This is a genomic window from Vibrio sp. R10-SG-ISO4, assembly GCF_059834135.1.
In genome coordinates this window covers 80234-94535 of sequence record NZ_JCBDHJ010000003.1, presented here as the reverse complement: position 1 = coordinate 94535, position 14302 = coordinate 80234, and the positions used below count along the sequence as shown (strand labels likewise).

Here is a 14302-nt window from a genome sequence, read left to right as displayed (position 1 = left end):
GCGGCAGGAGCCTAATAATGGATAGGATGTTAATGAAACCATTGAAACACACCCTACTCGCGCTCGTTGCCGCGAGCCAAGTTGCCATCGCTCACGCGCAGCCGGTTGAGCTGGATGGCGTTTCTGTCATCGTCAATGATGGGGTGATTTTACACAGTGACATCAACGCATCACTGAAAACATTGAAAGCCAACGCGCGTAAAAACAACCAAGCGTTACCCGATGAAGCGACGCTGCGTGAACAAGTCACGGAAAAACTTATCGTTGATACCATTCAGCAGCAAGAAGCCGAACGATTGGGTGTGCGTATTGATGACAACCGTCTTAACCAAGCCATCGCTGAGATTGCTGAAAACAATAACCAGACCATCGAAGAACTGAGTAACGCTATTGTCAGTGAAGGTCTCAGTTATCCTGAGTTTCGTGAACAAATCCGCAAAGAAATCGCGGCGAGCGAAGCACGAAATGCACTGGTCCGTCGCCGCATCAACATTCTGCCGGCTGAGGTTGATAACCTAGCGGATATTCTCGCGCAAGAGACCAACGCCACCGTGCAGTACAAAATCAGCCATATTCAGTTGCGTGTCGACGACGGTGAAGACAAAGCCGCGGTAGAAAAAGAGGCGACAACGCTCGTTGAACGCCTCAATCAAGGTGAAGACTTTAGCACCATGGCCTACACCTATTCAAAAGGCCCGAAAGCCCTTGAAGGTGGTGATTGGGGCTGGATGCGCAAAGAAGAGATGCCGACCATCTTCGCCGACCAAATTAGCTTGCAAAACAAGGGCACCATCATTGGTCCATTTCGCAGTGGTGTCGGTTTCCATATCCTCAAAATCGACGATGTAAAAGGGCTAGAAACCGTGGCGGTGACCGAGGTAAACGCGCGTCACATCCTGATTAAGCCAACGGTGATCCTCAGTGATGAAGGGGTGCAAAAAGAGCTAAACGACATCATTGAACGCATCAACAATGGCGAAGCGACCTTTGGTGAGATGGCGCAGCAATACAGCCAAGATCCAGGCTCTGCCGCACGCGATGGTGAACTCGGCTATCAAACCTCAGATCTCTACGTCCCTGAGTTCAAACACCAAGTGGACACCTTACCGGCTGGAGAGATCAGTGCGCCGTTTAAAACCGTCCATGGTTGGCACATTGTCGAAGTCCTGGATCGCCGCGAGGTGGACCGCACGGACTCTGCGCTGAAAAACCGCGCGTATCGCATCCTGTTCAACCGCAAATTTAATGAAGAAGCCAGCACATGGATTCAAGAGATCCGCGCCAGCGCCTTTGTCGAAATGGTTGAGGATGAGCAAGATGACAATTAGACGTATCGTAGTCACCGCCGGTGAACCTGCCGGTATTGGCCCAGACTTAGTTCTTGCGCTCTCCAAAGAGAGTTGGACTCATCAGATAGTGGTGTGCGCCGATAAGTCCTTACTTGCCGAGCGCGCAGCTCAACTCGGTATTGAGGTTGAGCTGCTGGATTATGAGAAAGGCAGCGATCCGAGCCCACAACGTCAAGGTACGCTGATTGTCGATCACATTGCGATGGATGCCCCCTGCATTGCGGGCGAACTCAATGAAACGAACGGTCACTACGTACTAAAAACGCTCGAAAGAGCCGCTTTGGGCTGTATGAATCGTGAATTTGATGCTATTGTCACCGGCCCTGTGCACAAAGGGGTCATCAACCGTGCCGGTGTGGCATTCAGTGGTCATACTGAGTTTTTCGCTGAAAAGTCGAATACGCCACTGGTGGTCATGATGTTGGCGACACAAGGCTTACGCGTCGCGCTTGTTACCACACACATACCTTTAGCGTATGTGTCCAAAGCGGTCACCACAGAACGCTTGGAAGCCATCATCCATATTCTTCACCAAGATTTGGTCGAGAAATTTGCGATCCCATCACCGAAAATTTACGTGTGTGGCTTAAACCCACATGCGGGTGAGGACGGTTGCTTAGGCCGAGAAGAGATAGAGACGATAACGCCAACATTAGAGCGCTTACGCGAGCGCGATGGCATCGACCTCATCGGGCCGTTACCCGCTGACACCATCTTCAACGAAAAATACCTTGAAGAGGCGGACGCCGTATTAGGGATGTACCACGATCAGGTACTTCCTGTACTAAAATATAAAGGATTTGGGCGCTCAGTAAACATTACTTTGGGCTTGCCCTTTATTAGGACCTCCGTTGATCACGGCACCGCATTAGATCTTGCAGGAACAGGCGATGCGGACACAGGAAGCTTTAGAACTGCACTGGCTCATGCCATTGAGCTAGTGGAAAAGAAACCCAGTTAACTTGAGATCATTATGAGAAACGATGTCCACTTAGGACACAAAGCACGTAAACGCTTTGGTCAGAACTTTTTAAACGACCCATACATCATTGACGGTATCGTCTCGGCCATCAACCCACTACCTGGGCAGAACTTGGTTGAGATCGGCCCTGGCCTTGGCGCCATCACTGAGCCAGTCGGTCGTGAAGTGGATAAATTCACCGTGATCGAGCTCGACCGCGATCTAGCAGAGCGCCTACGCAATCACCCTGAATTGGCGGATAAGCTGACCATTCATGAAGGCGATGCGATGCGTTTCGACTTCTCGCAACTCGTTAAGCCGAACAACAAGCTGCGCATCTTCGGCAACCTGCCATACAATATCTCAACGCCGTTGATGTTCCACCTTTTTGAGTACCATAAAGACGTACAAGACATGCACTTTATGTTGCAAAAAGAAGTGGTGAACCGCCTCGCTGCAGGCCCTGGTACTAAGGCATACGGCCGCTTGACGGTGATGGCACAATACTACTGCAAAGTGGTGCCGGTCCTTGAAGTGCCGCCGACGGCGTTTGTTCCGCCACCGAAAGTCGACTCAGCTGTGGTTCGTTTGGTGCCTTACGAGACGCTGCCTTACCCAGCGACCAGCTTGAATTGGCTTGATCGCGTTTGCCGTGAGGGCTTCAACCAGCGCCGTAAAACCGTGCGCAACTGCTACAAGTCACTTATTGATGCAGAATCGCTTGAAGCACTAGGTATTAACCCAGGCATGCGACCAGAGAACCTCACCTTGCAGCAATTTGTCTCCCTCGCCAACTGGCTGGATGCAAAACATCAATAAAATCATCTAGTATAAGGGGGACAGTGCCACGCATTGTCGCCCTTTTTCTTTTTTGGAGGTGTGAAATGGATGTCGACCCTTGCATCAAAGTTCAGGTCAATACTCGCTATATCCCTGAGCAGTCTCAACCACACGCGAAGCGCTATATTTTCGCCTACATGGTCACCATAAAAAACCTCAGCAATCAGACCGTGCAATTGATCAGCCGACGCTGGCTGATTACCGATGCTAATGGCAAGCAGATGACGGTGGAAGGCGATGGCGTCGTCGGCCAGCAGCCATTTATCGCCGCCGGTGATGAATACACGTACAGCAGTGGTACTGCACTCGAAACACCGGTCGGTGTTATGCAAGGCCAATACATAATGCACGATGAGCAAGGTCGAGAGTTCCATGCCGAGATTGAACCTTTTCGCCTCGCACTGCCCAATATTCTTAACTAAATTAGGACAACAGTTTGGCTACCTATATTGTCGGTGACATTCAAGGCTGCTTTGACGAATTGCAGCAACTCCTCAGTAACATCAAATTCAAACCCAAAAAAGATACCCTCTGGTTCGCCGGCGATTTGGTCGCACGCGGGCCCAAATCACTGGAAACCCTGCGCTTTGTCCAAAGCCTCGGCGAGAGCGCCAAAGTGGTGCTCGGTAACCACGATTTACACCTTCTGGCTGTTGCGCTGGGTATCCATAAGAAAAAAGACAAAGACAAAACGGCGCCGATTTTTGATGCGCCCGATAAACAGGCACTGCTTGACTGGTTGAGACAACAGCCGTTATTGGCAGAACATGACGAGTTCGTGATGTGCCATGCGGGCATCTCACCTGACTGGGATCTCGCAGAGGCCAGAGCGTGCGCCGCCGAAGTGGAAGCGATTTTAAAAAGTGACGATTGGCCTTGGCTGATTGAAAACATGTATGCCAACCAACCAGACAAATGGCACAACGCACTAAGCGGATTAGAGCGCTATCGCTACACCATCAATGCTTTCACGCGGATGCGATTTTGTTTTGCCGATGGGCGGCTAGACATGGCCTGCAAACTGCCACCAAAGCAAGTGAGCGATGGTGAATTGATGCCTTGGTTTAAACTGCCCAGTCGCATCGTACTGGAAAAGCCCGTGCTGTTTGGTCATTGGGCGGCCTTAGAAGGCTACCAGAGCAAGGAAGTGATTGGCTTAGACACTGGCTGTGTGTGGGGCGGAAAACTGACCTTACTCCATTGGGAAAAGCAGCGTTACCACAGTGTCGAAGCGGGGAAGAAATAGTAGAGGTTTGGGGTGATGGGTGATGGGTGATGGGTGATGGGTGATGCAGCTTAGGGACAGGATGGGCGAGTGCAAGCGCTATTAGGTAACGCTATTAGGTAAAAAGAGCGCGAACGGGAATGGTCCGCGCCAGAGTACTGCCCTACTTTTCTAACACCACAAACTGCATATCGTAGCGATTTTTCTCATCCGCAGCGTAGGCTTCGCGGTAGGTTTCTTGATACGCATCGCCCCAGTCTGGGAACTGGGTATCGCCCTCTACCTTGGCATCAATAAAGGTCAGGTACAACTTATCTGCTTGCGCCAGACAGTGTTGATAGATGGAGCCGCCACCGATGATCATCACTTCCTCGACATCCCCAGCTGCGGCAAGCGCCTGCTCAATCGACGCCACCACCGTCACTCCTTCAATAGACAAACTGCTGTCTCGGCTAATGACAATATTGGTTCGTCCCGGTAAAGGACGACCAATCGATTGATACGTTTTGCGCCCCATCACCACAGGCTTGCCCATCGTACAGCGCTTGAACCACGCAAAGTCAGCGGGCAGATGCCACGGCATTTGGTTATCTTTTCCAATGACACGATCCTGGGCCATCGCCGCGATCATACTGATGATCATACTCTACTCCTAATCAAGACTGCGCAATATCAACGCTATACAATGGGTTTGCGGCGATAGAATAGCAACCCAGGCATCGCTAAGCCAACCGCTAATCCGGCAATAATAAACATCGCCTTGAGAAAGTTCTCGAGCAGCATGGCCACCAACTCAGGGCTGTAACCCACATGGTTGAGCTCGACCAATGCAATCATGGCTTTAAAAGCAAACACGCCCGGCACCATGGGGATCAACGCCGCGACAGTAAACACTTTCGGATGCGCCAAAAATCGGCGTGACCAAACAATCCCCACCATGCTGACGATCATGGCCGCAAAAAACGTCGCCCACTCAATCGGCACGCCAAATTGCATCATCAGATAGCGTGAGCCATGACCAATCGCACCACCCAGTGCGCAATACAGCAAGGCTTTTTGCGGCACATTGAACACCAGAGCAAAGCCCACCGCGGGTATGGCGGCGAACAACATATCATTGAGTAGACCTAACAACAGTTCCATTCCGACATCCATCATCACACCACCCATCCACGAACGCCAACCACACTCATCGCGGCGACAATGCCCAAACAGGTCGCCAACGTGAGTAAGCTTGCCATCACGAATCGAGCGATGCCCATGTTGGTGTAGCCTTTGAGCATATCAGCCACCGCATTGATCAACGGAAACCCCGGTACGAGCATCAACACAGAAGACGCCATCACAATCGATGGCGCATTACCCAGCTCATAAATCACAGCTTGGGCCGAGATCACTGTAGTGACAAACGCCGTCACGGCAAAGTTCATCAGCGGGTTAAAGTGACGATGGCCTATCTCTTGGCGCACGATCATGCCACCGGATGAGGCGAGAAACGTCATCATAAACACCATCCAGTCGCCTCCCGCTAAGCGACTAAAGGCAGCGCAAGATAAGCCAATCATTCCGACCACCAACCAACGGTTATATCGCTCGGGGCTGATGGCGTTGAGCTTACGCTGCGCCATCTCATAGTCAATCACGCCGCGCTCAACCATAATGCAGATACGTTGGATTTGAGTGACGGCACGCATATTAATGCCGCGGTCGGGGCAACTGCGAGTGGTGGTGATGCAGTGCTGCTGATATAAGGTCGTCACGACGAGTGAACTTGATGATAGCGAGATTTCCACCTCATCCATCCCAGAGGCGCGCCCAAAGCGGCGCATCAAATCGCCCACCAACGTGCTTTCCGCGCCGTGGGCCAAGAGCATTTGCCCTGCTTGGGCAATCAAGCGAGAGACGGCTCGCTGCTTCGATGCCATATTACCGATGTCCTATTCCATTAGAGAGAAGTCACAGCCAAAGGCTGCTTATATTGATCAAGAAATATTGATCAAGAAAGAGCCCTATTGTGCAACTCACACACACTATACGTATTGATGTAGATAAAAAAACAGCCGCAATATGTGATTGCGGCTGCTTAAAAAGGTTTAATTAATCGCGGACGTAGACCACGTGACCATCGTCTTCTTCGTCGTCCCAATCATCCCAGTCGTCTTCATCTTCAGTGATGACGTCTTTACCTGACATGGCATCCTTGTGGTAATCATCCCACATGAAGTTGACCTTCTCTTCTTCAGAGATCTCTTCCTCTTCGCGTGGTAGAGATTCCATAAAGTCAGCCAGCTTGTAGCACAGTTCCTTAGTACCTTGTCGGTTGATGGCAGAGATTTTGAAGTACTCGTCTTCCCAACCCAGTGCATCAAGGATGGCTTGAATCACTTCATTGGCTTCTTCTTCTGGCATCAGATCCACTTTATTGAAGACTAACCAACGCGGCTTATCTGCAAGCTTCTCGCTGTACTGCTCGAGCTCATCAATGATCGTCAGCGCATTTTGCACTGGATCCGATTGATCAATCGGCATGATATCGATCATATGCAGCAACACGCGACAACGCTCAAGGTGCTTCAAGAATCGAATACCAAGACCAGCACCGTCAGCCGCGCCTTCGATGAGGCCCGGGATGTCGGCAACAACAAAGCTTTTCTCTGGGACAACACTGACCACACCCAAGCTTGGGATCAAGGTCGTGAATGGGTAGTCCGCCACTTTCGGCTTCGCCGCAGAAACGGCGCGAATAAAGGTCGATTTACCTGCGTTAGGAAGACCAAGCATACCCACATCGGCCAATAGCAATAGCTCCAAACGCAGCTCACGGATTTCACCTTTCGTACCCAACGTCTTTTGACGTGGCGCACGGTTCACCGAGGATTTAAAACGCGTGTTACCTAAACCGTGCCAACCGCCTTTTGCGACCATGACTTTTTTGCCATGCTCGGCCACTTCAGCCACGATCTCATTAGTGTGGATATCCACCGCACGTGTACCAACAGGCACGCGCAACACTTTGTCTTTTCCGCGTTTACCCGTACAGTTACCGCCGCGACCATTTTCGCCACGCTCTGCTTCATAGAAGCGCTGAAAACGGTAATCAATTAGGGTGTTGAGGTTCTCGTCCGCTAGGATGTAAACATCACCACCGTCACCACCATCACCACCATCAGGGCCACCTTTGGTTACGAATTTTTCGCGCCAAAAACTGACGACACCACTACCGCCGTCGCCGGCTTGAACTTTAACGACCGCTTCATCAACGAATTTCATCTCTTACTCCGCTCTCTTACCGCGCACCTCGCTGAGTGCGCCGCTGCGTTGCAACATCATCTCAACCGCTCAGGTTGAATGATATAAATTCTAGCAGATTCCACCTTCAGCTTGATCTCATCAGCTGAGCAGGACATCGCCCGTGGGGAACCAATAATGAGGGACTCTTATACAGAGTGCCTGAGTATTGGTTCATAAATAAAAAACCCCGCCGAATCGGCAGGGCTTTTGAATTCAGTCAGAAGGTAAATTATTCAGCTTCGATGCTTACAAATTTACGGTTCTTAGGACCTTTCACTTCAAATTTCACTTTACCTTCAGTAAGAGCGAAAAGAGTGTGGTCTTTACCGATACCAACGTTGGTGCCAGCGTGGAACTTAGTACCACGTTGACGAACGATGATGTTACCTGCAAGAACAGATTCACCACCGAAACGCTTAACACCTAGACGTTTGCTTTCTGAATCGCGGCCGTTACGAGTAGAACCACCAGCTTTTTTGTGTGCCATTGTTAAACTCTCCTAATCGATTAAGCGTTGATACCAGTGATCTTCACTTCCGTGAACCACTGACGGTGACCTTGTTGCTTACGAGAGTGCTTACGACGACGGAACTTAACGATTTTAACTTTATCGCCACGACCGTGTTGTACAACTTCTGCTACAACTTTACCGCCCTCTACTAGAGGAGCACCAACTTTAATGTCTTCACCGTTAGCAACAAGAAGAACTTTATCAAATTCAACAGTTGCACCAGTTTCAACGTCTAATTTCTCTAAACGAAGAGTTTGACCTTCGCTTACACGGTGTTGTTTACCACCAGATTGGAAAACAGCGTACATATCTTACTCCGCTTTTTCCGCACAGCCTTATGCACTTTGGGCAATTTGGGTGTGCGCTAAACTAATCATCAATAGGGCGCAGATTCTACAGAAAGCTCGCACCTATGACAAGCCATATTTTTAAAAAATTGGCGAAAAGCTAATCGCCAATGAAAAGTGCGCCAATCATGCCCGTTAAGCATGTATTAATCAACGTTTTTTAGTGTATTATTGGCCGATAAATACAGATAAGAATACCTTACCAGTTCTAACCTTCAGCCGGATGTATAATGGATTTTAAAGCTATCCAAGCGCTCACTGCCGATGACATGGCAAAAGTGAATGAAACAATTCATGCCCAACTCAACTCTGACGTCTCTTTAATCAACCAACTAGGGTTCTATATCGTCAGTGGTGGCGGTAAACGAATCCGGCCGCTGCTTGCGGTGTTGTCTGCCCGCGCACTGGGCTACCAAGGTCAGGATCACACCACCGCCGCCGCGTTCATTGAATTTATACACACAGCGACCCTGTTGCACGATGATGTCGTGGATGAATCTGATATGCGCCGTGGTAAAGCCACCGCGAATGCCGCGTTTGGCAATGCCGCCAGTGTTTTGGTGGGTGATTACATCTATACCCGTTCATTCCAAATGATGACTGCACTCGGATCATTAAAGATCCTCGAGCTAATGAGTGACGCGGTGAATGTGATTTCCGAAGGTGAAGTGCAGCAATTAATCAACTGTAACGATCCCGATACCACCGAAGAGAGCTACATGCAGGTCATCTATTCGAAGACGGCACGCCTCTTCGAAGCGGCAACACAAATCGGCGCGATTCTCACCGACGCCGATGCCGAACTTGAGCTCGCGATGCAAAACTACGGCAAATATCTCGGCACCGCATTCCAGTTGATTGATGATGTGATGGATTACACCTCTGACGGCGAAGAGATGGGTAAGAACGTGGGCGACGATCTGGCCGAGGGCAAACCAACCCTCCCTCTTCTTTACGCAATGCGTCATGGCACCCCAGAACAAGCGGCAATGATTCGCGAAGCCATTGAACAAGCAAACGGAATGGAGAAGCTCAACGAGATTCTGGCCGCGATGGATGAAACCGGCTCTTTGGAGTACACGCGCCAGCTGGCTTATCAAGAAGCCGATAAAGCCATTGCTCAGCTTGCCCTTGTGCCTGACTCGCCTTATAAAGAAGCATTGGTAACGCTTGCTCATATGGCGGTGCATCGCAGCGCTTAAACAGCGAAATCGTCCTCTCCTTATCAGGCAGTGAGTCAGCATTCACTGCCTGATCGCCATCCTATCGTTCGTCATCAAACCGTCATCGCTCAGTCACCGAACTCTCACTAAACTGTCCTTTCAGTGACATCTAAATGACCTACGCTCATCATCAACTCCTGTTTAGACGAGATTGATATGGACGTATCTAGCCCTTTCCGATTGCCGCGCAAAACGCCATTTGGCCTTGGTGAGAACCTCACTGAATGGGCCACGGGCCTCAGTCGTTTGGATAAGTTTTACGCCAAGCGTCCGGCTAACGCCACAACAGAGCAGTTTCTTCGCTACACCTTAACTATCCTAGGTATCGACTACCAGATTGCAAAAGGCTCGCTCGATCCTATCCCGCGCAGTGGTGCGACCGTTGTGGTCGCCAATCATCCGCTGGGTTGTGTCGAAGGTGTGATCCTCGCTGAATTGCTACTGCATATCCGCCAAGACGTGCAGATCTTAGCCAATCAGTACCTCAAAACTGTCCCTGAGTTGGATCGTCTATTTATTGGTGTGGATGTGTTTGAAGGCAAACAGGCGCACAAAGCCAATTTAAAAGCGCTGAGACTGGCTCACCAACACCTGGAGAAAGGGGGGATCTTATTGATCTTTCCCGCTGGCGAAGTGTCACAACTGGTCGATAGCAAAACTCAGAAATTAGAAGATAAAGAGTGGAGCCGCTCGGTCGCTAGCTTAGTACGAAGATCCAAAGCCACCACGGTGCCCGTTTTTATTGACGGTCAAAACTCAAAACGCTTTTACCTTGCGGGAAAAGTGCATCCACTGCTGCGCACATTAATGCTGGGTCGAGAGTTACTCAACAAATCACACACCCCGATTCGACTCTCCATCGGCTCCGCCATCAAGTACAAAGAGCTCCACGCGCTCAATGATACTCAAATCGTCAACTATCTGCGTCTCAATACCTATTTGCTCGCGACAAACACTCAGCTTCGCTCAAACAAGGCGCCTGGCATTGATCTCAGCGGTCCTATCGCGAGCCCTCTCCCAGCGAGCGATCTTGAAGTGGATCTCGACCAATTGCCGCGCGATCATCACCTATTATCAAGCGGTGAATTCGACGTCTACTGCACCAGCGCCGACTACATTCCCTCTGTGTTGTATGAAATCGGCCGCCTGCGTGAAAAGAACTTTCGTGCGGTGGGAGAAGGGACGGGCTTGGCCCTAGACATCGATCAGTTTGATGGTCACTACCAACATCTGTTTATTTGGGACAGAGAGCAACGACGCCTGGTCGGCGCCTACCGACTCGGTTTGGTCGATAAACTGATTGAGCAACAAGGGGTTGATGCGCTCTACTCTCGTACTTTGTTTGAATATGATGAGCGCTTTATTAATACGATGGGCTGCGCCATTGAAATGGGCCGCTCAGTGATCGATAAGCCGTATCAAAAAAGCATGGGCGCTTTACTCTTGCTTTGGAAGGGCATAGCAACGTTTGTTTCTCGCCATCCTCACTATACGCATCTGTTTGGTCCAGTCAGCATCAGTAGTGATTACAGCGAGCAGGCAAGACAACTGCTCGCAGAAACCATGACGCTTCACCACTACGACACGAAAGCCGCTGAGTACGTCTCGCCGTCCAACCCGCTACCGAAACACGACACCCACTGGAACACCAGCATGTTAACCGCGCTGGCGGATTTACAACTGCTCTCTCGCGTGATTGATCGTATTGACGAAGGCAAGGGAGTCCCTGTTCTGCTGCGTCAATATTTGAACCTCAATGGCAAGCTGGTCTCATTCAATGTCGATCCTGATTTCAACAACGCTTTGGATGGATTGATCATGGTGGATTTAACTCGTGTTGGCACCAAAACTCTTGCCCGCTATATGGGTCAAGATGCCGCAAGCCAATACCTTGAGCATCACCACCCGCAAGCGGATTGATCCCTATCGAGCAAAAACTCAATGCCATGTGATTCACATGGCATTTTCCATCGATCGCATCATTACTCTAAAAGCGCGGCTGGTTTTAGGGCAATTTAACTTCTTGCCGCTCAGCTAAGCTCACTTCTCACTGTTTATTCATTCTCTATCCGAATATCTTCTCGCCCCATCACTTGATGCCACCAATAAAATGGTTGACGAAAAATAGCGCAAATTCGAAGCTAACAGTGAATTTGAAGCAATAGACAAAAATCATTGCAATATTCTAATAACAACACAAAAGGACGTGAACTCAACATGCTGCCATCCACTCCCCGCTCACTCAAAAACATGAAACGCGTGACGACCACGTTGCTCGCGAGCGTATGCGCTTTGCTTGCTAGCGTCAGCCACGCTGACGATAAAGTCTACCGACTTAAACTTGCCGAAACTTGGGGGCCCAATACCCCTATCCTAGGTGATGCAAGTAAGAACATGGCCAAACTGGCTGAAGAGATGTCCAATGGTCGTTTGCAGATCCGTATTGACTCTGCCAATAAGCACAAAGCGCCTTTGGGTATTTTTGATATGGTCAAATCAGGTCAATACGATTTAGGCCATTCCAGTTCTTACTACTGGAAAGGCAAGGTACCCAATACGCTGTTTTTCTCCTCGATGCCTTTTGGCATGATGGCGACCGAGCAATACGCGTGGTTTTATCGCGGTGGCGGTATGGAGTTGATGGAGAAAGTCTACGCGCCGCACAATTTGCTCTCTTTCCCCGGCGGTAACTCCGATATTCAGATGGGCGGCTGGTTCAAAAAAGAGATCAACACCATTGATGACCTGCAAGGGCTGAAGATCCGCATTCCGGGCTTTGCCGGTGAAGTCATGGCACGCGTCGGCGCCGCTCCAACTAACATCGCACCTGGGGAACTCTACACCTCACTCGAGAGAGGTACAATTGACGCGCTCGAATGGGTCGGCCCTGCTTTTGATTTGCGCATGGGCTTTCAAAAAATCGCGCCGTATTACTACACCGCGTGGCACGAGCCAGGTTCCGAGACGCAGTTCTTAGTCAACAAGAAGGTGTGGGACAGCTTGCCAAAGGATCTGCAAGTGATCCTAGAAACCGCCTTTAGAGTGGCCGCTTTTGACATGTATACCCAAGCGATTGACGCTAATGCCAACAGTTGGGCAAGCATGAGCCAAGAGTTCCCAGACATCAAAGTGCGCGACTTCCCGCCGCAAGTATTGTCAGCGCTGCACAGCGCCACAGAAGCCTTGCTGCAAGAGCAAGCAGAAAAAGACGCACTGGCGCAAGAGATCATCACTTCGCAACGCGACTACCTCACTAAAGTGCGCGCTTGGACCGACATCTCAACCAAAGCCTATCTTGAGACGACGCCTTAAGCGCTGTACGGTTATTCCTGTCAAAAAATATGGCTGTCAAAAAGCATTGCTTTCAAAGTGACGTCTTCAATCACTATCGCCGCCTTCGGGCGGCGTTTTTAGTCGCTCGCTGGCCAACCCCTCCCCTCCCTTTTTACTCCTTTTCTCGCTTTATAAAAAAACTGTCACTATTGATGTAGAGAATAGAGTCATAAAAGCCGTTGATGGCCTAATTCGTGACGAAAGATCATTTATTCCACAAAAATAGTGGCGAAATCTCACGCCTTATTTTACAATGCAAATTAAGAAATCCAATCGAGCACTTGAAACAGGATAAAGACCAATGAGACTGATTCCCCTAAAAAATGCAGAACAAGTCGGCAAATGGGCTGCGCGTCATATCGCGAAGAAAATCAACGCCTTCAAACCGACGGCAGAACGCCCATTTGTTTTAGGTCTACCCACTGGCGGTACGCCACTGTCGACATACAAAGCACTGATCGAGCTATACCAAGCCGGTGAAGTCAGCTTTAAACACGTCGTCACGTTCAACATGGATGAGTACGTGGGCATTGACCCAAATCACCCAGAGTCATACCGCTCTTTCATGTACAACAACTTCTTCAACCATGTTGATATTCAGGAAGAGAACATCAACCTGCTTGATGGCCTAGCGGACGATATCGATGCACACTGCGCGGCATACGAAGACAAGATCCGCTCTTACGGCAAGATCAACCTATTCATGGGTGGCGTTGGCATTGATGGTCACATTGCGTTTAACGAGCCAGGCTCATCACTCTCATCACGTACTCGTATCAAGACGTTGACCGAAGACACGCGTATCGCAAACTCTCGCTTCTTTGATAACGACATCAACCAAGTGCCAAAATTTGCGTTAACGATTGGTGTCGCGACGCTACTGGATGCCGAAGAAGTGATGATTCTCTCGCTTGGTCACAACAAAGCCTTGGCACTGCAAATGGCGATTGAAGGCAGCGTAAACCACATGTGGACAGTCACTGCACTGCAAATGCACCGCAAAGCAATCATTGTTGCGGATGAGCCTGCGCAGCAAGAGCTTAAAGTGAAGACAGTGAAATACTTCTCTGAACTGGAAGCGGAAAACATCAAAGGTCTGTAAGACGTTTTCGCTAGCACGAAATAAAAAGCCACTTAGGTGGCTTTTTTATTGTCTGATATAGTTGGCTAAGGAAATTGCCTAGAATCGCTGTCTACTGTAGATGACGAAAAATGCTATCTA

Annotated in this window: 15 protein-coding genes; 9 read left to right on the top strand and 6 right to left on the bottom strand. The window is 49.8% G+C overall.

Annotated features, from left to right (window positions below):
- Positions 1–32: 32 nt before the first annotated feature.
- The 5 genes from surA to apaH all read left to right on the top strand — a co-directional run bounded on the left by surA (position 33) and on the right by apaH (position 4396).
- Positions 33–1328: a peptidylprolyl isomerase SurA gene (gene surA / locus AC6R03_RS03085; RefSeq protein WP_500631484.1), complete on the top strand. Its 1296-nt coding sequence runs from the start codon at positions 33–35 to the stop codon at positions 1326–1328.
- Positions 1309–2310 carry a 4-hydroxythreonine-4-phosphate dehydrogenase PdxA gene (gene pdxA / locus AC6R03_RS03080; protein WP_500631457.1) on the top strand — a complete coding sequence of 334 codons (1002 nt, stop codon included), beginning with the start codon at positions 1309–1311 and terminating at the stop codon, positions 2308–2310. The genes surA and pdxA overlap by 20 nt, the downstream gene beginning before the upstream one ends.
- Positions 2311–2322: 12 nt before the next feature.
- A complete protein-coding gene (rsmA, locus tag AC6R03_RS03075) occupies positions 2323–3129 on the top strand; it encodes a 16S rRNA (adenine(1518)-N(6)/adenine(1519)-N(6))-dimethyltransferase RsmA (protein WP_334553605.1) in 807 nt (268 codons plus the stop codon).
- 65 nt (positions 3130–3194) lie between these two features.
- Positions 3195–3572, top strand: a complete 378-nt coding sequence (apaG, locus tag AC6R03_RS03070) for a Co2+/Mg2+ efflux facilitator ApaG/CorD (protein ID WP_334568374.1) — start codon at positions 3195–3197, stop codon at positions 3570–3572.
- Positions 3573–3586: 14 nt separating this feature from the next.
- Positions 3587–4396 carry a bis(5'-nucleosyl)-tetraphosphatase (symmetrical) ApaH gene (gene apaH / locus AC6R03_RS03065; protein ID WP_500631456.1) on the top strand — a complete coding sequence of 270 codons (810 nt, stop codon included), beginning with the start codon at positions 3587–3589 and terminating at the stop codon, positions 4394–4396.
- A 142-nt stretch (positions 4397–4538) separates the two neighbouring features.
- On the opposite strand, the gene folA is transcribed toward apaH, so the two are convergent.
- From folA to rplU, 6 genes are all read right to left on the bottom strand, one after another.
- Positions 4539–5018 carry a type 3 dihydrofolate reductase gene (gene folA / locus AC6R03_RS03060; protein WP_500631455.1) on the bottom strand — a complete coding sequence of 160 codons (480 nt, stop codon included), beginning with the start codon at positions 5016–5018 and terminating at the stop codon, positions 4539–4541.
- A 35-nt stretch (positions 5019–5053) separates the two neighbouring features.
- Positions 5054–5545, bottom strand: a complete 492-nt coding sequence (locus AC6R03_RS03055; RefSeq protein WP_334553598.1) for a threonine/serine exporter family protein — start codon at positions 5543–5545, stop codon at positions 5054–5056.
- Complete coding sequence (locus tag AC6R03_RS03050) at positions 5533–6300, bottom strand: threonine/serine exporter family protein (RefSeq protein WP_500631454.1); 768 nt, start codon at positions 6298–6300, stop codon at positions 5533–5535. Before AC6R03_RS03050 ends, AC6R03_RS03055 begins: the two co-directional genes overlap by 13 nt.
- A gap of 172 nt (positions 6301–6472) precedes the next feature.
- Positions 6473–7645: an Obg family GTPase CgtA gene (cgtA, locus tag AC6R03_RS03045; protein WP_500631453.1), complete on the bottom strand. Its 1173-nt coding sequence runs from the start codon at positions 7643–7645 to the stop codon at positions 6473–6475.
- A gap of 250 nt (positions 7646–7895) precedes the next feature.
- Entirely contained in the window at positions 7896–8153 is a 258-nt protein-coding gene (rpmA, locus tag AC6R03_RS03040; protein WP_004409945.1) for a 50S ribosomal protein L27, read from the bottom strand.
- A gap of 20 nt (positions 8154–8173) precedes the next feature.
- Positions 8174–8485, bottom strand: a complete 312-nt coding sequence (gene rplU, locus AC6R03_RS03035) for a 50S ribosomal protein L21 (protein ID WP_000271393.1) — start codon at positions 8483–8485, stop codon at positions 8174–8176.
- Positions 8486–8754: 269 nt separating this feature from the next.
- Between rplU and ispB the strand changes: the two genes are divergently transcribed.
- From ispB to nagB, 4 genes are all read left to right on the top strand, one after another.
- The gene (gene ispB / locus AC6R03_RS03030) at positions 8755–9726 is read left to right on the top strand and encodes an octaprenyl diphosphate synthase (protein ID WP_500629569.1); all 972 of its coding nucleotides are present in this window, start codon (positions 8755–8757) and stop codon (positions 9724–9726) included.
- A gap of 177 nt (positions 9727–9903) precedes the next feature.
- On the top strand, positions 9904–11667 hold the full coding sequence (locus AC6R03_RS03025; RefSeq protein ID WP_500631452.1) for a bifunctional lysophospholipid acyltransferase family protein/GNAT family N-acetyltransferase: 1764 nt from the start codon (positions 9904–9906) through the stop codon (positions 11665–11667).
- Positions 11668–11997: 330 nt separating this feature from the next.
- Positions 11998–13059 (top strand): TRAP transporter substrate-binding protein, encoded by a 1062-nt coding sequence (locus AC6R03_RS03020; protein ID WP_500631483.1) that lies wholly within the window; start codon positions 11998–12000, stop codon positions 13057–13059.
- Between the two features lie 322 nt (positions 13060–13381).
- Complete coding sequence (nagB, locus tag AC6R03_RS03015) at positions 13382–14182, top strand: glucosamine-6-phosphate deaminase (RefSeq protein ID WP_334553589.1); 801 nt, start codon at positions 13382–13384, stop codon at positions 14180–14182.
- Positions 14183–14302 lie beyond the last annotated feature (120 nt).